23 protein-coding genes are annotated in these 22,422 nt (G+C 57.5%); 9 read left to right on the forward strand and 14 right to left on the reverse strand.

Annotation, left to right across the window (positions count from 1 at the left end; translation table 11 throughout):
* Positions 1-15: 15 nt before the first annotated feature.
* The 5 genes from ACFWW4_RS05020 to fabF form a co-directional block, all read right to left on the reverse strand.
* Complete coding sequence (locus ACFWW4_RS05020; RefSeq protein ID WP_411889856.1) at positions 16-1,194, reverse strand: phage portal protein; 1,179 nt, start codon at positions 1,192-1,194, stop codon at positions 16-18.
* A gap of 126 nt (positions 1,195-1,320) precedes the next feature.
* Complete coding sequence (locus ACFWW4_RS05025) at positions 1,321-2,691, reverse strand: DNA-packaging protein (RefSeq protein WP_411890003.1); 1,371 nt, start codon at positions 2,689-2,691, stop codon at positions 1,321-1,323.
* A complete protein-coding gene (locus ACFWW4_RS05030; protein WP_411889857.1) occupies positions 2,588-2,938 on the reverse strand; it encodes a hypothetical protein in 351 nt (116 codons plus the stop codon). Before ACFWW4_RS05030 ends, ACFWW4_RS05025 begins: the two co-directional genes overlap by 104 nt.
* A 173-nt stretch (positions 2,939-3,111) precedes the next feature.
* Entirely contained in the window at positions 3,112-4,269 is a 1,158-nt protein-coding gene (mltG, locus tag ACFWW4_RS05035) for an endolytic transglycosylase MltG (RefSeq protein ID WP_411889858.1), read from the reverse strand.
* Complete coding sequence (fabF, locus tag ACFWW4_RS05040; protein ID WP_411889859.1) at positions 4,269-5,531, reverse strand: beta-ketoacyl-ACP synthase II; 1,263 nt, start codon at positions 5,529-5,531, stop codon at positions 4,269-4,271. Before fabF ends, mltG begins: the two co-directional genes overlap by 1 nt.
* A gap of 164 nt (positions 5,532-5,695) precedes the next feature.
* Between fabF and ACFWW4_RS05045 the strand changes: the two genes are divergently transcribed.
* Positions 5,696-6,619 carry a hypothetical protein gene (locus ACFWW4_RS05045; protein ID WP_411889860.1) on the forward strand — a complete coding sequence of 308 codons (924 nt, stop codon included), beginning with the start codon at positions 5,696-5,698 and terminating at the stop codon, positions 6,617-6,619.
* A 3-nt stretch (positions 6,620-6,622) separates the two neighbouring features.
* Here the strand turns inward: ACFWW4_RS05045 and ACFWW4_RS05050 are convergent, their stop codons facing one another.
* The 3 genes from ACFWW4_RS05050 to fabD form a co-directional block, all read right to left on the reverse strand.
* On the reverse strand, positions 6,623-6,856 hold the full coding sequence (locus tag ACFWW4_RS05050; RefSeq protein WP_393926324.1) for an acyl carrier protein: 234 nt from the start codon (positions 6,854-6,856) through the stop codon (positions 6,623-6,625).
* A gap of 190 nt (positions 6,857-7,046) precedes the next feature.
* Positions 7,047-7,784: a 3-oxoacyl-[acyl-carrier-protein] reductase gene (fabG, locus tag ACFWW4_RS05055; RefSeq protein ID WP_411889861.1), complete on the reverse strand. Its 738-nt coding sequence runs from the start codon at positions 7,782-7,784 to the stop codon at positions 7,047-7,049.
* A gap of 14 nt (positions 7,785-7,798) precedes the next feature.
* On the reverse strand, positions 7,799-8,737 hold the full coding sequence (gene fabD / locus ACFWW4_RS05060) for an ACP S-malonyltransferase (protein ID WP_411889862.1): 939 nt from the start codon (positions 8,735-8,737) through the stop codon (positions 7,799-7,801).
* A 169-nt stretch (positions 8,738-8,906) separates the two neighbouring features.
* Between fabD and ACFWW4_RS05065 the strand changes: the two genes are divergently transcribed.
* Entirely contained in the window at positions 8,907-10,103 is a 1,197-nt protein-coding gene (locus ACFWW4_RS05065; protein WP_411889863.1) for a cytochrome b/b6 domain-containing protein, read from the forward strand.
* 55 nt (positions 10,104-10,158) lie between these two features.
* On the opposite strand, the gene ACFWW4_RS05070 is transcribed toward ACFWW4_RS05065, so the two are convergent.
* On the reverse strand, positions 10,159-10,737 hold the full coding sequence (locus ACFWW4_RS05070; RefSeq protein WP_411889864.1) for a YceI family protein: 579 nt from the start codon (positions 10,735-10,737) through the stop codon (positions 10,159-10,161).
* 99 nt (positions 10,738-10,836) lie between these two features.
* Positions 10,837-11,427, reverse strand: a complete 591-nt coding sequence (locus tag ACFWW4_RS05075; protein ID WP_411889865.1) for a hypothetical protein — start codon at positions 11,425-11,427, stop codon at positions 10,837-10,839.
* 259 nt (positions 11,428-11,686) lie between these two features.
* Here ACFWW4_RS05075 and rpsF point away from each other — a divergent pair, with 259 nt between their 5' ends.
* The 4 genes from rpsF to ACFWW4_RS05095 all read left to right on the forward strand — a co-directional run bounded on the left by rpsF (position 11,687) and on the right by ACFWW4_RS05095 (position 14,276).
* Positions 11,687-12,040 carry a 30S ribosomal protein S6 gene (rpsF, locus tag ACFWW4_RS05080; RefSeq protein ID WP_108387027.1) on the forward strand — a complete coding sequence of 118 codons (354 nt, stop codon included), beginning with the start codon at positions 11,687-11,689 and terminating at the stop codon, positions 12,038-12,040.
* A gap of 20 nt (positions 12,041-12,060) precedes the next feature.
* Positions 12,061-12,288: a 30S ribosomal protein S18 gene (rpsR, locus tag ACFWW4_RS05085; RefSeq protein ID WP_393926335.1), complete on the forward strand. Its 228-nt coding sequence runs from the start codon at positions 12,061-12,063 to the stop codon at positions 12,286-12,288.
* A 10-nt stretch (positions 12,289-12,298) separates the two neighbouring features.
* Positions 12,299-12,931, forward strand: coding sequence for a 50S ribosomal protein L9 (gene rplI / locus ACFWW4_RS05090; protein WP_411889866.1), 633 nt, complete (start codon positions 12,299-12,301; stop codon positions 12,929-12,931).
* A gap of 286 nt (positions 12,932-13,217) precedes the next feature.
* Positions 13,218-14,276 carry a transferrin-binding protein-like solute binding protein gene (locus ACFWW4_RS05095; protein WP_411889867.1) on the forward strand — a complete coding sequence of 353 codons (1,059 nt, stop codon included), beginning with the start codon at positions 13,218-13,220 and terminating at the stop codon, positions 14,274-14,276.
* 33 nt (positions 14,277-14,309) lie between these two features.
* Here ACFWW4_RS05095 and ACFWW4_RS05100 read toward each other — a convergent pair whose 3' ends face one another.
* The gene (locus tag ACFWW4_RS05100) at positions 14,310-14,693 is read right to left on the reverse strand and encodes a hypothetical protein (protein ID WP_411889868.1); all 384 of its coding nucleotides are present in this window, start codon (positions 14,691-14,693) and stop codon (positions 14,310-14,312) included.
* A gap of 243 nt (positions 14,694-14,936) precedes the next feature.
* Between ACFWW4_RS05100 and ACFWW4_RS05105 the strand changes: the two genes are divergently transcribed.
* The 3 genes from ACFWW4_RS05105 to ACFWW4_RS05115 all read left to right on the forward strand — a co-directional run bounded on the left by ACFWW4_RS05105 (position 14,937) and on the right by ACFWW4_RS05115 (position 19,358).
* Entirely contained in the window at positions 14,937-16,892 is a 1,956-nt protein-coding gene (locus ACFWW4_RS05105; protein ID WP_411889869.1) for a bifunctional 2',3'-cyclic-nucleotide 2'-phosphodiesterase/3'-nucleotidase, read from the forward strand.
* Positions 16,893-17,294: 402 nt separating this feature from the next.
* Entirely contained in the window at positions 17,295-18,695 is a 1,401-nt protein-coding gene (locus ACFWW4_RS05110; RefSeq protein WP_411889870.1) for a selenium-binding protein SBP56-related protein, read from the forward strand.
* Positions 18,696-18,698: 3 nt separating this feature from the next.
* Positions 18,699-19,358 carry a hypothetical protein gene (locus tag ACFWW4_RS05115; protein WP_411889871.1) on the forward strand — a complete coding sequence of 220 codons (660 nt, stop codon included), beginning with the start codon at positions 18,699-18,701 and terminating at the stop codon, positions 19,356-19,358.
* Here ACFWW4_RS05115 and ACFWW4_RS05120 read toward each other — a convergent pair.
* From ACFWW4_RS05120 to tig, 3 genes are all read right to left on the reverse strand, one after another.
* Entirely contained in the window at positions 19,355-19,831 is a 477-nt protein-coding gene (locus ACFWW4_RS05120) for a hypothetical protein (protein ID WP_393926347.1), read from the reverse strand. The genes ACFWW4_RS05115 and ACFWW4_RS05120 overlap by 4 nt on opposite strands.
* 87 nt (positions 19,832-19,918) lie before the next feature.
* A complete protein-coding gene (locus ACFWW4_RS05125; protein WP_411889872.1) occupies positions 19,919-20,896 on the reverse strand; it encodes a hypothetical protein in 978 nt (325 codons plus the stop codon).
* Between the two features lie 178 nt (positions 20,897-21,074).
* Entirely contained in the window at positions 21,075-22,406 is a 1,332-nt protein-coding gene (tig, locus tag ACFWW4_RS05130) for a trigger factor (protein ID WP_393926351.1), read from the reverse strand.
* Positions 22,407-22,422: the final 16 nt, after the last annotated feature.

Raw genomic sequence — 22,422 nt, forward strand, 5'->3', positions numbered from 1 at the left:
AAATCAACAACCTTGTTATCCATCGCCAACCTCCAGCGCGGGCAGGCCCAGCAAACTGCGCTTCTCAGCATCAGTCAGGAATGACGCCTCACTCACGCGCCGCCATTGGGCATCCCGTTCGGCCGACAGTGCAGGGATCTGATCCAGATCAGGCCGCAACTCGATGCGTTCACCGCTGAAATCCGACAGCCAGTCGGCCAATGCACTCATCACCCGTGTGGCCAGTGGCAAAACAGTCAGGCGATAGAAGGCACGGTTTGCCTCCTGATAATTTGCATAGGTGGCATCACCCGGAATACCCAGCAGCATCGGCGGGACGCCAAAAGCAATGGCAATCTCACGCGCCGCCGCCTCTTTGGTTTTCTGAAACTCCATGTCAGAGGGTGAAAAACCCATCGGCTTCCAATCCAATCCCCCTTCCAGCAACATCGGGCGGCCAGCGTTCCGGGCGCCTTGGTGCTGGGTCTCCATTTCGCCCAGCAGCCGGTCATACTGGTCGGCACTCAAAGATGCCTGACCATCCGCTCCGCGATAGACAATCGCACCAGACGGACGGGCGGCGTTATCCAGCAACGCCTTTGACCACCGCGATGCGGCATTGTGGACGTCAATCGCACTTGCCGCCGCCTGCAACGCCGAAAACCCGTAATGATCGTCCTGCGGATGAAAACTCTTGATATGGCAAATCGGGCTCAACCCATCGGTGACGGCAAAGCGATGCTTGCGGCCATTGACATGATATTCGTAACCCACAGGCCAACCATCGGGGCCGGGCACAACCTGCATCCGGTCCGACCGCAAAACATGCATTTCGACCGGCAGCGCATCATCGGCGACGGCCTCAACATAGCCATTGCCTGTCAGCAGAACCTGACCGAACAGGGCTTCCAGCAGTTCCGCCCGGCCTTGTCCTCCGTTCGGGCGCGCCAACAAAGCCTGCACCGGATGAGTGTCATAGCGCCGCTCAGCATCCTGCAACACGACCGGCAAAGCGGCGGCTGCCTCGGCAATCAACTTAACAGCGCGAAACCCAATCGGATTGCCGATGAATCCGGCCCGGGTCAGTGACACCACATCACGCGGGGACCAGGCCACACGACCGGCACCGGACATCGCCAGCACGCGACCCGTGGCCGAGGCTTTCACCTCGGTCGGCGCCTCGTCCGGCTTCGCACGGCTCAAAAATTCAAACATCCAAAACTCCTCGGTGCCAGTCGCTTGGGCCAGTCGGTCATGACCGTCTGCGATCCATGAAAAACAATTTGCATCCAAATGATTACGAAGCCGGAACAGCACCGCACGGTGCCCTCCGCAACACCGTCAAAGCCCGCGTATACTGGGGTTACGCCATTTCACAGCCGGTTCAATCATCAGATCATGCAACGCCCAGACCAATGCATCGACGCGGTCTGGTGAACCTTTTCCATCGAATCCCCGGGTGGTCATCTGGCACATCTGGTCCTCCAGCGCGCCCAATCCACGCGCATGGAATATGCGACCTTGTTCATAAAGGGCTGCAATGGGTTCAGCCCGCGCCGACTTCCCCTTTGAGGCATGAACAGATCGATAGGACACCAGCGGATCAATCTGCCTGACGACAGCCTCCACCATATCGCCACCCTGGTTCACCTCGGCAACCAACCGGTCGGCATCATAATGGTCCATGGCATCAATGGCAGCTTGCGCCCAGTCCGTCGGGCTGGCCGCACCACGCGTCAGATCTGCCAGAACATAGGCGCGCCAGTCCTGAACAGGACCCGCCATCGTAACCCCCGCCACAACGATACCGCAATCATCGGAACCCGCATGCGATGTCCCGGGTGGATCAATGGCGACCACCACGCGATCAAGGGTCGGAAAGTCCGCCAACTGACAATCCGCCAATTGTCGCGCCCGCCACAACGCACCTTCGACATCCTCAATCAAAGCACCCTCAATCTCCTGACGACCAAGCGAGGTGCCGCCGTAACGCGCCTCGATCTCTGTCAGAAAGCTTTCTGCTAAATTGGCACGATTGGCCTGAGTCGGGGCATGGGTCACCACCGTGGATGGCCGCGCCAACACATCACGCAAGGCCCCATTGCGGCGGGGTGTTGTGGTCACGCAAGCACGCGGATCATCCCCCAACCGCAGTCCAAACTGCAGCATATCCCATGTCTCTGCCCCACGCCGCCACTTGGCCAACTCATCAACCCAGGCGGCGTCAAATTGCGGGCCACGCAGGCTTTCCGGCTCATGCGCCGAAAACAACTGCGCGGTCGCACCATTCGGCCAGATCAACATCCGGCGGCCCGGCACCCATTCCGGCCGGCGATCCGGTGGCGACACCGCCATGATGCCACTTTCGCCAAACACCATGACCTCGCGCGCCTGCTCAATCGTCTCGGCGATAAGCGCAACACGGTGCGCCGCACCGGGGACCTCCGGACGGGGTCCTTCAACCATGCTCCGCACCCACTCGGCCCCGGCACGGGTCTTACCAGCACCACGCCCACCCAGGATCACCCATGTACGCCAGTCGCCATCTGGTGGCACCTGATGCGGCATTGCCCAGAAATCAAACAGATATGGCAGCGCGGCAAGTTGCTCAGAGGTCAGTGTCGCCAGAAAGCTTTTCTGCCGCGATGGCAGCACGGAGGCGATCAAGCTGGCCCCCGATCTCAGCGCGAACTGCTTCGAAATCAGTGTCATCGACGCCGACAGGTTTTCCTTGGTAAGCATGAATTGCCTCCTCAATCGCCACCACCCTGCGATGCGCAGCCTCTAATTCATTCAATTTGGCAATAACGGCCTGCGAATTCTCGCCGCCCGAAGCTTCAAAAGTCCCAATCGCCTGATCAAGGGCACCGTGAATACTGGCAAACAACCGGGAAACCTCAGTCAAACGCTCAAGCGTCTCATCTGGGCCTGCAACGGCCCGTACGTTCAATTCATTCATGATTTAGTGGCCTGTAAGGATGCTTCCGTTACAGTCGAGAGCCGTAGCCGCAAAAGCCTGCAAAACCACGTCTTCTAGCCAGGCGAAACTACGACTTCGCCTTGTGTAAAGTCAATCAATCTGGGGTTGTGAGCGCGACGGTGACTTCAGAAACTATTAACTTTTACAAAAACTTAACCATCGCTTGCGCGTTCGGCCTCGATCTCGCGCCAGCGGGCGACATTGCGATTGTGATCATCAAGATTGGTCGCAAACGCATGGCCACCGGTCCCGTCAGCAACAAAGAAAATGTAATCCGTCGTGTCGGGATTCAGGGCCGCCTCAATGCTGGCCCGGCCCGGGTTGGCAATCGGCGTTGGCGGCAAGCCTTCGATCACATAGGTGTTCCAAGGCGTCGCAGCGCGCAGCTCACTCTGGCGTAATCCGCGCCCCAGAACACCTTCGCCTTGGGTAATGCCATAGATCACCGTTGGGTCAGTCTGCAGCCGCATCCCGCGGTTCAGGCGGTTCACAAAGACACTCGCCACCTGACGGCGCTCCTCGGCCACACCGGTTTCCTTTTCAACAATACTGGCTAGGATCAGCGCCTCTTCCGGTGTCGAAATTGGCAGATTATCGGCGCGAGATGCCCATGCTTCCGCCAGTATCTCTTCCTGCGCGGACTGCATCTGATCAAGGATTGACGAAACCGCTTCACCCTCACGCAGGTCATAACTGCCAGGGGCCAGGAACCCTTCCGGCGGGGTCTCGGTGACATCGGTGCGCAGAACATCCAACTCGCCCAAGGCATAGGCCACCTGCCAACTCGTCACGCCTTCCGCGACAGTCACACGATATGTCGTATCAGCAGATTGGCGTATTTCTGCATATTCAGCAGGCACTTCCAGATCTTCCGCGTTAAAACTCACGATCTCGACAAAGCGGTTCGTGGCAGGATCCAACTCGCGGACATCCACCAGCGTCCGGTTCACACCAACCCGGTAAATTACTTCCGTCCCGCAGGTGTTGCGACCGCCCTTGGTGACGATATCAACAATGTCCTCCATGGAGGCATTTTCAGGAACCCGAAAACTCCCAGCCTTCAACAAACGGGATTTGTCGGAATAATCCGCACCCATCCGAAATATCACGGGCGAGGTAACAGCGCCCTTTTCCTCCAATTGCGCGGCAAGCGACCGCATATTCGACCCGGATGGAACCTGCAGGCACATCGCCTGCTCCAACGGCCCGGCGCTACGATACTGGCTTGTGCCCCAGCTGACGGCCCCCACCAACAGGAACAGGGCGACAATCAGAAAGGTCAACGCGTTGGCCGCGATATGGCGCCACATTAGTCAACTTTCCCAAAGACGACGCTGGCATTCGTGCCACCAAAGCCAAAGGAATTTGACAAGGCGACATCGATCCGGCGCTCATGCTTGGCATTGGCGCATAGATCAACCTCGGTCTCGACATCAGGATTATCCAGATTGATCGTTGGCGGGGCAACCTGATCGCGAATAGCAAGGATCGAAAATATGGCCTCAATCGCGCCTGCAGCGCCCAACAGGTGGCCCGTGGCGGATTTCGTCGAAGACATTGTCAGTTTTGCGGCGGCCTCGGGTCCGACCAGCCGTTCGACAGCCCCCAACTCAATCGTGTCAGCCATGGTCGATGTGCCATGGGCATTCACGTAATCAATCTGGCTCGGCTCGATACCGGCGTTGCGGCAGGCGGCACGCATAGCGCGCTCGGCGCCTTCATGATCGGGGGGCGGTGCCGTGATATGGTACGCATCACCGCTCAGCCCGTAACCCAGCACCTCGGCATAAATCCGGGCACCGCGCGCCTTGGCGTGTTCATATTCCTCCAACACTACAATACCCGCACCCTCACCCATGACAAACCCGTCACGGTCCTTGTCCCATGGGCGGCTGGCCTTGGTCGGATCATCGTTATGTTCCGTGCTCAGCGCCTTGCAGGCGTTGAACCCGGCAATCCCGATCTCGCAAATGGCAGCTTCCGCACCCCCGGCGATCATCACATCTGCATCGCCATGCTGGATCAACCGGGACGCATCGCCAATCGCATGGGCACCGGTCGAACAGGCGGTGACAACAGCGTGATTGGGGCCACGGAAGCCGTATTTGATCGACACCTGACCGGAAATCAGGTTGATCAGCGCGCCCGGCACAAAGAACGGTGAAACACGGCGGGGGCCCTTTTCGGCCATCATCACGGCGGTATTGGCGATGGAATTCAAACCACCAATCCCCGACCCGATCATGACCCCTGTCCGCTCAAGGCTCTCGCGGTCTTCGGGGGCCCAGCCTGCATCGGTAATCGCCTGCTCCGCGGCGGCCATGCCGAACAGGATAAAGGTATCAACTTTCCGCTGCTCCTTGGGCTCCAGATACTTATCAGCATTAAAGGTGCCATCGGTTCCGTCGCCCAAAGGCACCTCGCAGGCATATTGTGTTGTCAGACGGCTGGGATCGAATCCCGTGATACGCCCGGCCCCGGACTGCCCGTCCAGTATCCGCTCCCAACTTGGGTCCACCCCATCCGCAAGGGGTGTCACCAGTCCAAGGCCTGTTACTACTACGCGACGCATATTCTGCCCTCACCTCTTGGCGTATTTGGCACCACTGATACCCCAGCCTGCGGCTAAGGGGCAAGGGCGGGCGGATCATTCCAGCCAGTCACCGCCTGCAGCATTTCACCGGCCATTAACGCTTGGCGTTTAACTCGAAAACCAATACCGGCCCGGAGACGACGATGCGATCACTAACCGCCGTTCTGACTGTTGTGATATGCCTGTGCAGCATGGCGAACATGGCACGGGCAAACTGCGCCGTCATTGATGCGGTCGATAATCTACACGCAGTCCAAACCAGGCTTGCACGCGATACACTCTCTCCAATGTACGTGTCTGACATACGCTTCTTGCGCGCCCAACTCAGTGTGATTGCCGACCGGCAGGTCGAAAACGCAATAGGGTCGGGTCCGCTGACTGGCAAGGGAGCGACATTCGCCCGATTCATGCGAAACACACGGGCACTGGTGCAGCGCGCGAGCATTGATGACCCATTGCAGGTCCGGGTCTTCTTCAACAACCCGGAGGTCCAGGCGGACTTACAGGCGGTCGGAAGATTCCTCGGCGATATGCGCTGCACTGAAAGCCAGATCGCAGCCGATGCCGCAACAGCACGGCCAGACAGCGATGATAGCGCGGCAGAGGTTCTGCGTAACGCCGCCAAAGAGGTTCTCGACCCAACCAATATCCTTGTCGTCTCAACCATCATCATAGCTGGCATCGCGGGGACCAAGGTAATTTCGGCATGGATTGCGCTGCGACGCCGCCGGACCAAGCGGCATCCGGCGAAATTCGAAACGACGTATATGATCAACGATCAAACAAAATACGGCGTGCTTCACGACATCAGCGGATATGGGGCCAAGCTTGCACAAGACACCGCGACACCGCTTACAGAAAAAAGCGCGATCAGCATTCTGATATTTGATGAATGGATTGCAGGAACCGTACAGTGGAGCAATTCACACTATTCCGGTATCAACTTCAAAACCACATTGCGGCAAGGCGTCGTGCGCAAGGTCTCAAAGAATGTCACCGCGCGCGAAACCGGCAAGACACAAAAAAACGGCGCCCGCAGGGGACGCCGCTCTGAAACGATCGTCTAGCGCTTACTGGGCGCCGTTGATGAACTTCACCGCATCACCAAATGTCTGGATGGTCTCGGCAGCATCATCAGGGATTTCAATGCCGAATTCTTCTTCAAAGGCCATGACCAGTTCGACTGTGTCCAGGCTGTCAGCACCAAGATCATCAATGAAGGACGCAGATTCCGTCACTTTGTCTTCTTCAACACCAAGATGTTCTACAACGATCTTGCGCACGCGGTCAGCAACGTCGCTCATGTCAATTCCTCTTGTCTTTCTGGGTTTGCACCCGTTTTTACCTTTGGGCGTCAGCCCGTCTTCGTGCCCCACAAGGGGCTTCACCAATCTGCGCATTCACTGACTGACGTGAGATACATGCACCTTTCGGCAAATCTGCGTGGCCTATATCAGAGAATTCCGCTCAGGCAAACGGTTTCGCGCCGCCCGGTCAGAACATGGCCATGCCACCGTTCACATGCAAGGTGGTACCGGTGACATAAGCTGCTTCAGGGCTTGAAAGATACAGTACGGCAGCCGCAATCTCGTCGGCGTCACCCATCCGTCCAGCGGGAACTTGCGCAAGAATTCCGGACTTCTGATCGTCGGTCAACTTGTCGGTCATGGCCGTTGTAATAAAGCCCGGCGCCACACAATTGACGGTAATACCTCGGCTGGCGACCTCATAGGCGATGGATTTCGACATTCCCACCATACCCGCCTTGGACGCAGCATAATTCGCCTGCCCCGGATTGCCTGTGGCACCCACGACAGACGATATATTCACGATCCGGCCCCAACGCGACTTCATCATGCCGCGGATCACGCCCTTGCATAGGCGCATGGTCGAGGTCAGGTTGACCTCCAGCACCGATGCCCATTCCTCATCCGACATCCGCATGAAGATATTGTCGCGGGTGATGCCAGCATTATTCACCAGAATATCAACGGAGCCCATCGCATCGGCGGCCTGCTTCGGCAGGGCATTTACAGCTTCGGCATCGCTCAGGTTGCACGGCAACACATGGGCGCGCTCGCCCAATTCTGCGGCCAGCGCTTCCAGCGGATCAACCCGTGTACCAGACAGCGCGACCGTGGCACCAGCAGCGTGCAGGCCTGTCGCAATTGCTGCACCGATACCGCCCGACGCACCGGTGACTAGCGCATTCTTTCCCGTCAAATCAAACATATATGACCCCTTCTTTATGCATTTATGGCGACGACTGCAGCAACAACGTCTTCCGGCGTGCCAACCGCGCTTGCTGTGACGGCGCGATCAATCCGCTTTACCATCCCGGAAAGCGCCTTGCCTGCTCCAATCTCGTAAACCTCGGTCACACCTTCCGCAGCCATATAGGCCACACTTTCACGCCAACGCACCGAACCCGTGACCTGTTTGATCAGTAGCGTCCGGATCTCTGCCGGATCGGTCACCGCTTCAGCGGATACATTGGCCACCAGCGGCACCTGCGGGGCCACGATCCGAACGTCTTCCAGTGCATGCGACATCACGTCAGCAGCCGGGGCCATCAAGCTACAATGGAAAGGTGCGCTGACCGGCAGCAGAACCGCGCGCCTAGCCCCTTTTTCCTTGGCAATCTCAACGGCACGTTCCACCGCCGCCTTGTGGCCGGATACAACCACCTGCGCGGGATCATTGTCGTTGGCCGCCTCACACACCTCGCCCTCAGCCGCTTCTTCGGCCACGGCGCGGGCTGTCTCAAAATCCAGACCCAGCAGAGCAGCCATAGCCCCGACACCCACTGGAACAGCCTCTTGCATGGCTGTTCCGCGGGTCCGCAACAGTTTGGCGGTGTCCGCCACACTCAACGCGCCAGCAGCGGCAAGGGCGGAATACTCACCCAGCGAATGACCGGCCACAAAGGATGCTGCGGTATTCGAAACGCCCTCAGCATCCAGCGCGCGCATCACTGCCAACGAGGTCGCCATCAACGCGGGCTGGGCATTGCGCGTCAGGGTCAGGTCGGCAATATCGCCTTCCCAGATCATGCCGGACAAATCTTGGCCCAGCGCGTCATCAACTTCATCAAACACCGCCCTGGCGGCCGGATAGGCATCAGCCAGCGCCTTGCCCATGCCAATCGCCTGCGCTCCCTGGCCCGGAAATACGAATGCCCGCATGGGCCCCCTCCTGTCATTCTTGTTTCTTGTCCTTGGCTTACCCTGCTCGCGACCGCCGCACAAGCGCACTGCAAACTGATCAGCCGCGCACAGGCCATGCGCAAAACAGGGTACTAGGCCCGCCACACCGACAGTGTTAGCGTCCGGTCAACCAGTACGGGAGAAAACGATGCCAGCGACAAACAGCCAAACAACCTATGGAACCGTGACCAAGATATTCCATTGGCTGACAGCCTTGCTGGTTCTGACGGTGATCCCGCTTGGTGCGATTGCCAACCGGCTACCTTATGAAACAAACGAACAGCTGGCGCTGAAGGCGCAGCTCTTTTCCTTTCACAAAACGCTTGGGGTGATCATTTTCGTTGTGGCGCTTGGCCGGATCCTTTGGGCGCTGACCCAAACCAAACCCGGCGGGCTGCATCCGGATCGCAAAGGCGAAACAATGCTGGCCGAGCTGGTCCACTGGCTGCTCTACCTCTCACTGGTGGCGGTGCCGCTGACCGGCTGGATACACCACGCCGCGACCAGCGGATTCGCCCCGCTCCTGCTGCCCATCGGTCAGGATTTGCCGCTGGTCCCGAAAAGCGAAAGCGTGTCGGAACTCTTTGCATCACTGCACTGGATTTGGAGCAAGATCATGGTCGCCGCGGTCCTGCTGCATATAGCGGGCGCCCTCAAACACCAGATTGTTGATAAGGACGCCACGCTGCGCCGCATGTGGTTCGGCCAACGCGAAACGCCAGCCGTACAGGCACATGCGGGCAGCCTGTTTGCGCCCATCACCGCCATCGTCATTTTTGGCCTCGCAACAGGCGCAGGGGCCGCCGCTGGCCTATTCACTCATGAGGAAGGCAGCACCGGCCCCGAGCTGGCAGAGGTTGCCTCTGAATGGACCGTGACAGACGGCACCCTGGCAATCACCGTAACGCAACTGGGAAGCGCGGTTCAGGGCAGTTTCGGCGACTGGACCGCAGCCATCAGCTTTGATCCGAACGGCACCGGCGCTCTGGGCGATGTAACCACAACCGTCGCAATTACGTCCCTGACCCTCGGCTCGGTCACCAATCAGGCGATGGGGGCTGACTTCTTTAACGCGGAAACCTTTCCGACCGCAACGTTTCAGGCCGATATCACAGCGGCCGAAACGGACTATGTGGCCGATGGAACGCTGACAATAAAAGACAACACTGTACCCGTCACCCTTCCCTTCACGCTGGATATCGCTGACGATACCGCCACGATGACCGGCCAACTCGCCCTCGACCGGCGTGACTTCGGCATCGGGCAAAGCATGAATGATGAAACCAATCTGGGCTTCCCGGTGATCGTCGATATCAACCTGACAGCCACCCGGGGTGCCGAATAAAAAAAAGGCCGCGCAGGTGATACTGCAGGGCCTCTCATCTTATATTCGTCAGGGATTATTCGGCTTTCATCGCCTCAACGGAAATCATCACCTCGACCTCGTCGCTGACAAATGGGGCGAAACTTCCCACCTCGAAATCGGACCGGACCAGCGTGGTAGTTGCATCAAAACCGGCCCATTCTTTTTCGGCCATCGGGTGCATGCCTGTCTGATTCAGCTTGGCATCCAGAACGATTGATTTGGTAATCCCGTTCAGGGTCAGGTCACCTGTGATCATGGCAGTGTCATCGCCGGTCACTTCGATATTGGTGGATGTGAATGTGACCATCTCGTCCTCACCGGCGCCAAAGAAATCCTCGCCCATGAAATGGTCAAACCGTGCTTCCCAGCCGGTAAACATGCTGCGCACGGGGAACGACACGCTAACAGAAGAAGCGCCAGGGTCTTCCTGATCGAACGAAATGGTACCCTCAAACCCCGAGAACATGCCCCAGGTCGTTGAATAACCCAGGTGGTTGTAGCTGAACAGGATCTGGCTGTGGCTTGCATCCAGCACATAATCCTCAGCAGAGGCAAAAGCCGGGGCGGCAAAGCTGGTTGCAAAAAGTGTCGCGGCAGTGAGCATCGTTTTCATCGCATATCTCCAAAGGTGAGCGTTATGACCCTTAGAGATAGCGTTGCCTGCGACAAGGCAATCCTGCAATTTCGAACAAATTGTGTTCGGCAGACCGTATCAGGCTGCCAATTCGCGCAGTGTCTGCGGTACAACCATCAGATCATGCCCCAAACGGTCGCGCAGGCCGATCAGTTGCGCCTCGCTTCCTTCGGCCACGGGGACAGTCTGGGTGGTGTTACGATAGCGCAGCACCAGATTGCTCATGCCCGTGTCTTCGTTGTAGTCCAGAAACACGCCGCCGATGCTGTCAAAACCATAGCATCCAACGGTCGTCGGGTTGCCCGCCCGGTTGCAGATCATCTCGCGGATTTCACCAACGCTGTTGTCGACATGCAGTTCCGTCCGTGTTCCACGGCTGGCAAACCACAAAAGATAGGCGGCAACAGCACCAAACAAGGTCGCCGTGCCGACGCGGAACACGCCCAAGTCGCCGTCAAACATCATGGTTGGCATGATCAGAATACCGAAACCGGCCGTCAGAAAACAGGCACCGAAAAAGAACGACAGGACTTGCGACAGCATCACGCCCAGGGACGGACCACGACCGGATCGCACGATATATCCCCAATAGGTGTCTTCGACTTCGAAGGTAGACGGCCTTGCCAGCCGCTGGTGCTTTTTCTGTACTGAGACGTTCGTATTGCTCATCCCGGCGCTCCTTGCCCGCTTCCAGATTATTTGATGGTCGGCAATCACGGCCATAAATGGGCAAGGTCAAGGCATCGTTAAGAAATCTGCGATTGTTACCGCAACGCCACGAACACAAGGGTTGCATGGCCGAAAATGGGCTGTATAAGGCCGCATCCTTCTGCGAACGTTATGAACTGCGCAGTCTCTCGTGGGTGGGGTGCAGAAGGTGTCACCGCCCCTCTCTTTGAAATGCGCCGATATATGAACTGGAGTAAGCATGCCGCTATACGAGCATGTCATGATTGCGCGTCAGGATCTTTCCAACACGCAAGCTGAAAGCCTCATCGAACATTTCGGAACCGTTCTTGCCGACAACGGCGGCAAGCTCTTGGAAAACGAATATTGGGGCGTCAAGACGATGGCCTACAAGATCAATAAGAACCGCAAGGGGCATTATGCCTTTCTGCGCACTGATGCACCTGCCCCTGCCGTGCAGGAAATGGAACGCCTGATGCGCCTGCATGAAGACGTCATGCGCGTGCTGACCATCAAGGTCGACGCCCACGAAGAAGGCCCCTCGGTACAGATGCAAAAGCGCGAAGAACGTGGCGACCGCCGCGAACGCCGCTGATCAGGAAAGGACCATAAATCATGGCAACAAAACCATTTTTCCGCCGTCGCAAGTCTGATCCGTTCGAGGGCGATAACGCCCCCAAGATCGACTACAAGGACACACGCCTGCTGCAGCGCTACATCTCTGAGCGTGGCAAAATCGTGCCCGCCCGTATCACCGCTGTCGGTGCCAAGAACCAGCGTCGTTTGGCCCAAGCCATCAAGCGTGCGCGTTTCCTGGCCCTGCTGCCCTACGCCGTAAAGTAAGGAACGCATCATGGAAATCATTCTACTTGAACGCGTCGCCAAGCTTGGCCAAATGGGCGAAGTTGTGTCCGTCAAGGAAGGCTATGCGCGTAACTACCTTCTTCCGCAGGGCAAGGCGCTGCGCGTGAATGCCGCCAACATGGCCCGGTTCGAGGCTGAAAAGGCCCAGATGGAAGCCCGCAACCTCGAAACCAAGAAAGAGGCCGATGCGTTGGCCTCAAAGCTGGACGGACAGAAGTTCATCGTCATCCGTTCCGCATCCGACGCCGGTTCGCTTTACGGCTCTGTCACCACCCGTGACGCCGCCGAAGCCGCGACCGAGGCTGGTTTCAGCATCGACAAGAAACAGGTCGTGCTGTCCGGTGCGATCAAGGAACTGGGCCTGCATGACGTGGTCGTCCACCTGCACCCGGAAGTCGAGGCGACAATCACTCTGAACGTGGCCCGGTCCCCGGAAGAGGCCGAACTGCAGGAAGCCGGCAAATCTATCGCGGAACTCGCTGCCGAAGAAGAAGCCGCTGCCGAGTTCGAAATTCAGGAACTGTTCGACGATATCGGTGCCGCAGCATCTGACGACGAAGAACTGGCTGAAACTGCGGGCGTCGAGACCGAAGCACCGGCTGAAGAGACAGACGAAGACTAAGCGTCAAATAAATATACTAAAAAGGCCGCTCTGTTTTGGGCGGCCTTTTTTCGTTTCGGCGTTAGAAAACCAAGGCAGTCGCGACAAAATGCTCGCACCCAAATCATTGTTTCAGAAACGAAATTTGCTGGGCAAAACCTTGCCCACTCGATCCCTTTTCGGTTTGCCCAAAAGTTAACGTATCTTAAACGAACGTTGTGCGTGCGTAAGAGTATACAAGGCAAGCTGAGGATTGCCGAGGTGTTGGCTGTTGAAATCAAGCACCACATCAACACAAAGGATAGACATGACAAGACTGAATTTATTTGCGGGCACTGCCGCCCTGCTCATGCTGGTTGCCTGCGGCTCATCCGGATCAGATTCGGACACTCCAACTCCAACAAATGTGACACCACAGGCCTCCAGCGGATTTGCGGTTGCTGGTGAAACTTCTCGAGGGAATGTTACTTTCACAATCCGCAACGCTCCGTCCTATGACCAAGAAGGTGATTTCTCACAGATCGTTGCAAACGGAGGTGACTTTGAAGATGCCGACGGCGAAGAAATTCCTTTCACATTGGATAGCTTTGAGCTTGGTTCACAAAACGTATCCATTGCGTTCAATGATGATGAAACTGAAGTCACGCTGACAATTAACGGAACTGACTACCAGCTGGAACGCGTTATCGATCCGGAAGAACCTGAAGCACTGCTTTACAGTTTTGAAAGTGACAGCGTCCTCGTCGGATTGAATATCGCTGCCCTGTCGAGCTTTTTTGATTTAGGGACTACTGAAGAGGTGGTTACAATTGTGGCGGCATCAGAGATAACGAACACTACCGATACTTTCGTTCTCGATGTTTTTGGATTTGATACTGACCCGACATTAATTCAGGCAACGACCGGAACAGCGACCTATACCGGAAATGCATTTATCTTCGGTACAAACATCAACGACTCCGGCCCAGATGACGGCATGGATACCGATCCCAATGCGCCTGCTGAAGGATTTGACGGTTTGGAAGGCACCATCAATTTGACTGCCGACTTCGACGACAGCAGCATTGGAGGTTTTGCAACATTCACAAATGACCCTTTGGACGATGAACCCCTGCTGACAGAAACAGTCACCTTCGAAGACACCGCAATCACGGGAAATGGTTTCTCTGGCTCGTTAACATCCGATGAGCAGTTCTTCGAAGAAGGTGTAACATTCGGCGACGTCACCTATGACGGTAATTTCTATGGTGCAGAGGGTGAAAACATCGCCGGGGCGATATCAGGTGATCTTATTGTTGAGGGCGCTGGCGCACCTGTCTTGATGCTGGGTGTTTTCGGCGGAACAGCCAACGCAACAGATCCATAAACGGCTCAAACACTCACATTTGGCAAGGCCTTCTTACTTGGCCTTGCCACCCCCAAACGGCGCCTTTGGTGCCCCTTTCCGGGACGGCGCCAAATCCCCAAACAAGCTTACCTTATCGCTGCCCCACTCCACCATCCAAGGGTTAACGGGCGCAAGAGCCGCCGCTCGCTTCCACTGAAAATATCCGCGTTCGTTGTTGACCGGGGTCGGATCGCACATCACGGCATCTTTCAGCACCAGCCCCATCTGCCCCTCGAACCATTCGCTGTCGCTTTTCGCAACAATATCAACCCAATAGACAGCGCCGATGATGGCGCCGCGCACCAGAATTTCGGGGCGGGGACAGCTGACACCGTGTTGCTCCAGACGCCATACGGCCCAATCATATTCGGCTTGCTTCATGCCGGTTGCTTGCATGTATCGCGGTCAGGCGGCTGGTCATGCGCCCTGCCCTGACTGACCCGGCTGACCTGTTTTCAATGGTCTTGTAACCGGCAACAATGGCCTAGGCCCACGGCTGCCGGGCCGACAGCACGATATCTGGTAAATCAATCATACCAATGGCTTACGGCGGATCGCCACATCTTCAACCACCAACTGCTTGTTACAATGGCCAGACAGATGTCTACTGATGTCATATTCAACACTCTGGGGGTTATCATGTCGCTACGTCTAAACCGTCGTCATTTCATCGCAGGATCGGCAGGTCTGATCGCGATGCATCCGTTTTCCGTCAACGCCGCAACCAATCAGGCGCATCTGCGTCTGATGGAAACGACCGACCTGCATGTCCATGTTTTTCCTTACGATTATTATGCCGACCGGCAGGTCGATACTGTCGGGCTGAGCCGCACGGCGAGCATCATTGAAGGGGTGCGCGCGGAGTCGACCAACTCCATGCTGCTGGACAATGGCGACTTTCTGCAGGGCAATCCGATGGGCGATTACATCGCCTATGAACGGGGCATGAAGGAAGGCGATATGCACCCTGTCATCACCGCGATGAACACGCTGGGGTTCGATGCCTCGACCCTTGGCAACCATGAGTTTAACTATGGCATCTCGTTCCTGATGAAATCCGTGGCCGGCGCCGCCTTCCCCGTCGTTTCTGCCAATGTTGTCAAGGAGATGGGGGCGTCACCTACCGCTGACACCACGCTGGTCCCGCCCTACGTGATCCTTGATCGCGAGATCACGGATGGCGATGGCAACACCCACCCGATCAAGATCGGCCTGATCGGGTTCGTCCCGCCGCAGATCATGAACTGGGACCGCAAGCATCTGGAAGGCAATGTGCAGGCCCGCGATATCATCGAAAGCGCGCGTGCCTATGTGCCACAGATGAAGGAGCAAGGTGCTGATATCATTGTCGCTTTGGCCCATTCGGGGATTGGTGCTGCCGATCACGAGGACGGGATGGAAAACGCCGCGATCCCGCTCGCCGCCGTTGACGGGATCGATGCGATCATGACCGGGCACAGCCATCTGGTGTTCCCGTCCTCCAACTATGACGACTGGGCTGGCGTTGATGTCGGCGCCGGGACCATCGGCGGCAAACCCGGTGTCATGGGCGGGTTCTGGGGCAGCCATATGGGGCTGGTCGACCTGCTGCTGGAACGCGACGGCGACAGCTGGCGCATCCTGTCCCACACGTCAGAGGCGCGGCCCATTTCCCGCCGCGAGGAGGATCGCAGCGTCACAGCGCTGGTCGATGATTATCAGCCGGTTCTGGACTCGATCCAGGATATCCATGAAGAAACATTGACTTACGTGCGCACTGCGGTGGGCAAAACCGCAGCCCCGCTGCATTCCTACTTCGCTTTGGTCGCCGATGATCCATCGGTCCAGATCGTGTCCAACGCCCAACGCTGGTACATTGAGGAACAGATGGTCGGCACCGCCTATGAGGGCCTGCCGATCCTGTCTGCCGCCGCGCCCTTCAAGGCCGGTGGTCGCGGCGGGCCTGAATATTTCACCGATGTTCCCGTCGGCGATGTGGCGATCAAGAATGTCGCGGACCTTTATCTATATCCCAATACTGTACGGGCGGTTAAGGTCACGGGCGCGCAGGTTAAGGATTGGCTGGAACGCAGCGCGGGCATGTTCAATCAGGTGGATGCGGGCGCGCAGGATGCCGTCCTGCTGAACCCCGATTTCCCCAGCTACAATTTCGATGTGATGGACGGGGTGACCTATCAGATCGACCTGACCCAGCCGTCGAAATTCGACCGCGAGGGGGCGGTGATCAACCCCGATGCCAACCGGATCATGAACCTGCAGTTCAATGGCGAACCCATTGATCCCGATCAGGAATTCATCATTGCCACCAACAATTACCGCGCTTCTGGCGGGGGCAGTTTCCCCGGCACGGGCGACACGATCATCTTTGAAGGGCCCGACACCAACCGCGATGTGATCGTGCGCTATATCGTCGATCAGGGCACGATCGATCCCAAGGCTGATGCCAACTGGTCGTTCAAACCGATGCCGGGCACCACGCTGATGTTCGAAACCGGCCCGGCAGGGGCGGCCTATGCCGATGATGTGGCGGGCATGAAAATCGCGCCCGCTGGCACGTCTGACACAGGCTTTGCCCTGTTCCGGATCGAGATGTGACGCAACGCGCGGTGGGTGCTGCGCATGGACGCAACACCCGCCGCACTCCATTTTTGCGAATCACCTGTTAATACAGGGGTTTTTGCCAGAGTGGCCGGTCGGCATCGCGTCGGCAAAACGTCGGACTTGCGTCGGACCCCAACACGCCGAACCCCAGGATTAACACAGCGCCCGGTCGAAATCTGAACCGTCCGTTAAGGGTTCGCCGCAACCCGCCCCGATCAAATGACTTGCCAAGTCACCCCTGCCCCGGACAGTATCCGGGAATTATCAGGCCGCCGGTCCGTGGTACATTTTGATGCGCCCAACTGTTTTTGACGTTGCCGTTGTTGATTGTGTCACACGTTGCGCGCCTGTTTTTCCGCCCGTCACGGGCGGCACTTACGCGAGGGGGGAAATCGCATGAATTTACGACCCGATCCAACGTTCCATCCAACGGCCCGTATGGCCATGGAAGCACCGGTTGAAACACTGGCCTTCACCCTGATGCTCAGCCCCGATGGCAGCCAGCCTGACGGCCTTGCCGTGGTGGATGTTGATCCGAATTCAAAGACATATGGCCAGATCGTGCACAGCCTTTTCATGCCCAACAAGGGCGATGAATTTCACCATTTCGGCTGGAACGCCTGTTCGTCGGCCCTGTCACCGCTGACCGGCCACGCGTTTCTGGAACGCCGCTATCTGATCATCCCCGGCATCCGGTCCAGCCGGATTTACGTGATTGATGTTAAAGAGCCGCTGAAGGCGAAGATTCATAAGATTATCGAACCGGAGGAGCTGTTCGCCAAAACCGGCTATTCCCGCCCACACACGATCCATTGCGGGCCAGAAGGCATCTATGTCTCTACCCTTGGTGGCGGCGGCAAGGATGGCACTGACGGCCCGCCGGGTATCTTCATCATGGATTGCGAGACCTTCGAGATTCTGGGCCGGTACGAGATGGACCGGGGCATTCAGGACAAGCATTATGATTTCTGGTGGAACCTGCCCCGCGACTACATGGTCAGTTCCGAATGGGGCCTGCCGCCGCAATTCGAAAACGGGATCGTGGCAGAGGATCTGCTGTCGAATAAATACGGCCATACCATTCATTTCTGGGACCTGCGCGCCCGAAAATGCGTGCAAAGCATCGATCTGGGCGAAAACCACCAGATGGCGCTGGAAATCCGACCCGCCCATGACCCGGCCAAGCAATACGGGTTCTGCGGGGTGGTGGTGGATACAACCAATCTGCAAGGCGCGATCTTTACCTGGTGGCGCAAGGATGACGGCACGTTCGAGGCCAAGAAGACCATCACGATTGATCCGGTTCCTGCCGATGCGGATGATCTGCCCGAGCTTTTGAAAGGCTTTGGCGCCTGCCCGCCACTGGTCACCGATATCGACCTGAGCCTTGACGACAAATACCTCTATGTCGCCTGCTGGGGCTTGGGTGAAATGCATCAGTACGATGTGTCCGACCCGATGAATCCGACGCTCGCGGGCAAGGTGGAAATCGGCGGGATCGTCAAGAAAACCAAGCACCCCAATGGCAAGGAGTTCGGCTATGGCCCGCAAATGGTCGAGATCAGCCGCGATGGCAAGCGGGTCTACTGGACCAATTCGCTGTATTCCACCTGGGATGATCAGTTCTATCCCGGTGATCGCGGGGCCGCCATGGTCATGGCCGATGTGGGCGAAAACGGGGGGCTGACGCTGAACACCGATTTCTGGGTCGATTTCCCGAACGGGTATCGCAGTCACCAGATCAGGCTGGAAGGGGGCGACTGTTCCACCGACAGTTTCTGCTATCCCAACGTCTAGACCTTGGAAGAGGCGCTATCGGTAACGGCCCTGTGGTGGGCCGTTATCGTTTCAGGCATTTATCACGGGGTAAATCCCGGCATGGGCTGGCCGCTGGCGGTCTCGGCGGCGCTGTTTGCACAGAAACGCGCCGCCCTTTGGCCTGCCTTGGGCGCGCTGGCGCTGGGGCATTTTCTGGCGATGACCGCGATCCTGTTGCCGTTTTCGATGATGATCACCCTTGTGACATGGGAACGCGAGATCAGGATCGGCGCGGGCCTGCTGGTCATCGCGCTGGGGCTTTATCTGCTGATCACCCGCCGTCATCCCCGGTTTCTGGCGCGGGTGAAGCCCACGCAATTGGGGCTCTGGTCGTTTCTGGCGGCGATTGCCCATGGGGCCGGGCTGATGCTGGTCCCGATCTATCTGGGGCTATGTGCCCCGTCGGACCTGGATGCTGGCCATCAGGCGGCGGGTGCGCTGATGGCCAGCAATATCGGCACCGCCTTTGCCGTGGCCACCGCCCATACCGCCGCGATGACGCTGGCGGGCGGCGCGCTGGCGGTAGGCATGTATCTGTGGCTGGGCCTGAATTTCCTGCGGAAAACCTGGTTCAACCTCGATGTGGTCTGGGCGCTCAGCCTGATCCTTGTCGGCGGGATCGGGGTGTGGTCAGCGCTTTAGCGATCAAACGTTTCCATCTGCAACGTAGCATCACAGTATTCGCCATCATAGGTGCCGACCCAGATGTCGATGCGCCCGTCGATCGGCCGGGTCAGAACGATCCGTGGGTCCAGATTGCCGTTGTCGTCATCATCATAATACCAGTTGGTAGAGGCCGTGTTGATCAGCAGCGCGGCATCACATTCGCTGTCCAGACTGATGACCAGTTGATAGGGACTCATCTTGGTCAGCTGAAACGAAAAATCAGGCGCGGATGGAAAGTAGCCGGCGCCGGTATCGGTCCCCGGGCGCACATTCCGGCAATTCCAGATGTAATTGTCACCCCCGGCGATCACATCGAAACTGGCCGCAGCGTAAAGCTGCGGACCGGTCGCGCGATACGCCTCTGCCGGGGACAGATCGTAATCCGGGCAGGCGAATGCCCCGGTGGACAGCCCAAACAACGCCAGGGCGGCAAGACAGGGGGTTTTCATGACAATTCCTTTCACACACACAACAACCCCGACCCGCCTGCCCAGCCTGCCCGCAAAGAATGAAGATTTTGTGGCGGTACGCAGGCGCTATTGCGTGCTGCGCCCATCAAAGATCACGGTGCAGGCCGCCTCATCCCGGCGTAGCATGGTATCTTCGGCCCATGGATGCTGTCCGGCGGTATAGTTGCGCGCCATCCTGTCCAAATAAGCGGATGAGATATCTTTCATGGCCGCAAACGTGTCGTCCAGTGCTGCATCCATGGTGATACCCTGTGCGTCTGCATTGATGACGGCGTCACCATAAATGAAATAGCGCACCTTGCTGTCGATGATTGCAAAGTCTTCCTCGCTGAACCTGTCAGGCCCGTAGAACTCGATCTGACTGCGGAAATAGGCGGCGCACCGGCGCAACAGATAGCTTTGATCCATACCGTCATTCATCATCATCTGGGTCAGATCGGTCAGGGTCTCTGTCGCCTCGGCCGCGACGATCACCACATCCAGCTTCACCTCAAGCGCGACCTGCTTTTCAGCCGGGCGGGTCCTGTCCAGAAAAACAAAGCCGACGTCATACTCCCCCACATCCGGCACACGCGCACTGACAGTGAAGCGGTCGCTGAAGTAGTCATCCTGCAGCGGATCATCCAGCCGCCTGACACCGCGGAATGTGTGAGCAAGCGGGGCCTGATAGACGATATTGCCCGCCTTGTCGCGGATGTTGATGGAAAGCTCCATCTCTTGCGGGTTGTCGGGCTGGCCCGGATTGTGCTTGCCCACATTCGCCAGATAGATCACCGCGTCGATCTGTTCGCCGACCCGGTAGGTATTGCTGTCGCGGGTGCCCCAGCCGCCGCGTGCGTTGCGGGGACCTTCCTTGTCGACCAGATAAGCCTCAATCAGGCGGATCGGGTCCATGGCATCCTGTGCTTCCTGCAGGGTCATACCGCTCTCCTCAACACTAGTGGTCTGATCGCCAATCTCAATCGTCTGGGCGTTGTTCTGACTGGCGAGGGTCAGGGCTAGGATCGTCACCGCTTTCAGGGTGATGGACCGTTTGCTGAACATGGGATTAGCTCCTTTGTTGTGCGGTGTATCTATTCTGATAGTCTTGAACGATGTTCAAATATTGCATAAAGCCGCCCAGCGGTCAACAAAAATGAACGTCGTTCAATTATGTACAGCAAGCACAAAAAAGGGGCACCCCACCGGGCGCCCCTTATCGCTACTCTGATCAGAGCTGCGTTTATTCTTCTTCCAGCTTTTCAACGGCCTTTTGCAGGTCGTCCTTGCTGACTTCTTTGTCCTTCACGGCGGCCTGTTCAAAGATGTGGTCAACGACCTTGTCCTCGAACAATGGTGCCTGCAATTGCTGGCGGAACTGGGCGTTCTGCTGCACGAATTCAAAGAACTGGCGTTCCTGACCGGGATACTGACGCGCCTGGTTCATGATCGCCTGGGTCATTTCCTGATCGGTGACCTTGACCTCGGCCTTTTGACCAATATCGGCGAGCAACAGCCCCAGTTTCACCCGGCGCTCGGCCAGTTTGACATGCTCCTTGGTTGGCTCGATTTCGGGGTGATCATGGCCCTCAACGTCAGGATTTTCCTCATGCCACAGCTGGTGGGCGATCTGGCCTGCCTCGGCTTCGACCAGTGATGCGGGCAGGTCGAACTTGACCTTCTTATCCAGCGCATCCAGCAGGGCACGCTTGGCCACAGCACGGGAGGCACCGGTATATTCAGCCTCTAGCCGCTCGGTGATCTGCGCTTTCAGTGCGTCGAGATCTTCGGCCTGGAACTTCTTGGCCAGTTCGTCATCGATCTTGGGCTTCTTGGGACCGCGCACCTCTTTGATTGTGCAGGTGAAAACCGCCTTCTTGCCGGCAAGGTTTTCGGCCTGATAATCCTCAGGGAAGGTCACCTCGACATCTTTTTCGTCGCCAGCCTTGACCTTCAGCAACCCGTCTTCAAAGCCGGGGATGAAGGAGTTGGAGCCGAGAACCAGCGGATAATCCTCTGCCGCGCCGCCTTCGAATGGTTCGCCATCGACCTTGCCCACGAAATCCAGCACGACCTGATCGTCTTTCTTGGCCTGGGTTTTCTTGGCCTCATAGGTCACGGCCTGCGGGCTTTCGGCGAGGTTGTCGAGCGCCTCTTTCACCGAATCCTTGTCGGCCTTGACCACCAGACGTTCCAGCTTGATCTTGGAAAAATCGACCTCTTCAATCTCGGGCAGCTTTTCATAAGAGACCTCGACATTGACGTCGTCGCCTTCTTTCCAGTCCTCGTTGGTCATCTTCATTTCGGGCTGGGCGGCGGGACGGTCACCAGTTTCTTCCAGATGCTTGGTCAGGGCACCATCAATGCTTTCCTGCATCGATTCGCCCATCAGGCGCTGGCCAAATTGCTTGCGCAGCAGCGCCATTGGCACCTTGCCCTTGCGAAACCCCTTCATTTCCACAGAGGGCTGTGCCTCTTTCAGCTTTTCCTCGACTTTGGCGTCAAGTTCAGCTGCGGTGACCGTGATCGCGTAACCGCGCTTGAGGCCTTCGTTCAGGGTCTCGGTGACCTGCATCATATATCCTTCTTCA

This window comes from Yoonia sp. SDW83-1 (genome assembly GCF_046762885.1).
GTDB lineage: Bacteria > Pseudomonadota > Alphaproteobacteria > Rhodobacterales > Rhodobacteraceae > Yoonia.

Excerpts from the sequence above, each read along its gene's own strand:
- ACFWW4_RS05050 (WP_393926324.1), bottom strand. The coding sequence starts at position 6,856 with ATGAGCGACGTTGCTGACCGCGTGCGCAAGATCGTTGTAGAACATCTT.
- mltG (WP_411889858.1), bottom strand. The coding sequence starts at position 4,269 with ATGTGGCGCCATATCGCGGCCAACGCGTTGACCTTTCTGATTGTCGCC.
- ACFWW4_RS05070 (WP_411889864.1), bottom strand. The coding sequence starts at position 10,737 with ATGAAAACGATGCTCACTGCCGCGACACTTTTTGCAACCAGCTTTGCC.
- rpsF (WP_108387027.1), top strand. The coding sequence starts at position 11,687 with ATGCCGCTATACGAGCATGTCATGATTGCGCGTCAGGATCTTTCCAAC.
- ACFWW4_RS05100 (WP_411889868.1), bottom strand. The coding sequence starts at position 14,693 with ATGCAAGCAACCGGCATGAAGCAAGCCGAATATGATTGGGCCGTATGG.
- rpsR (WP_393926335.1), top strand. The coding sequence starts at position 12,061 with ATGGCAACAAAACCATTTTTCCGCCGTCGCAAGTCTGATCCGTTCGAG.
- ACFWW4_RS05065 (WP_411889863.1), top strand. The coding sequence starts at position 8,907 with ATGCCAGCGACAAACAGCCAAACAACCTATGGAACCGTGACCAAGATA.
- rplI (WP_411889866.1), top strand. The coding sequence starts at position 12,299 with ATGGAAATCATTCTACTTGAACGCGTCGCCAAGCTTGGCCAAATGGGC.
- ACFWW4_RS05095 (WP_411889867.1), top strand. The coding sequence starts at position 13,218 with ATGACAAGACTGAATTTATTTGCGGGCACTGCCGCCCTGCTCATGCTG.
- fabD (WP_411889862.1), bottom strand. The coding sequence starts at position 8,737 with ATGCGGGCATTCGTATTTCCGGGCCAGGGAGCGCAGGCGATTGGCATG.
- ACFWW4_RS05110 (WP_411889870.1), top strand. The coding sequence starts at position 17,295 with ATGAATTTACGACCCGATCCAACGTTCCATCCAACGGCCCGTATGGCC.
- ACFWW4_RS05075 (WP_411889865.1), bottom strand. The coding sequence starts at position 11,427 with ATGAGCAATACGAACGTCTCAGTACAGAAAAAGCACCAGCGGCTGGCA.
- fabF (WP_411889859.1), bottom strand. The coding sequence starts at position 5,531 with ATGCGTCGCGTAGTAGTAACAGGCCTTGGACTGGTGACACCCCTTGCG.
- tig (WP_393926351.1), bottom strand. The coding sequence starts at position 22,406 with ATGCAGGTCACCGAGACCCTGAACGAAGGCCTCAAGCGCGGTTACGCG.
- ACFWW4_RS05120 (WP_393926347.1), bottom strand. The coding sequence starts at position 19,831 with ATGAAAACCCCCTGTCTTGCCGCCCTGGCGTTGTTTGGGCTGTCCACC.
- fabG (WP_411889861.1), bottom strand. The coding sequence starts at position 7,784 with ATGTTTGATTTGACGGGAAAGAATGCGCTAGTCACCGGTGCGTCGGGC.
- ACFWW4_RS05020 (WP_411889856.1), bottom strand. The coding sequence starts at position 1,194 with ATGTTTGAATTTTTGAGCCGTGCGAAGCCGGACGAGGCGCCGACCGAG.
- ACFWW4_RS05105 (WP_411889869.1), top strand. The coding sequence starts at position 14,937 with ATGTCGCTACGTCTAAACCGTCGTCATTTCATCGCAGGATCGGCAGGT.
- ACFWW4_RS05045 (WP_411889860.1), top strand. The coding sequence starts at position 5,696 with ATGCGATCACTAACCGCCGTTCTGACTGTTGTGATATGCCTGTGCAGC.
- ACFWW4_RS05030 (WP_411889857.1), bottom strand. The coding sequence starts at position 2,938 with ATGAATGAATTGAACGTACGGGCCGTTGCAGGCCCAGATGAGACGCTT.
- ACFWW4_RS05025 (WP_411890003.1), bottom strand. The coding sequence starts at position 2,691 with ATGACACTGATTTCGAAGCAGTTCGCGCTGAGATCGGGGGCCAGCTTG.
- ACFWW4_RS05125 (WP_411889872.1), bottom strand. The coding sequence starts at position 20,896 with ATGTTCAGCAAACGGTCCATCACCCTGAAAGCGGTGACGATCCTAGCC.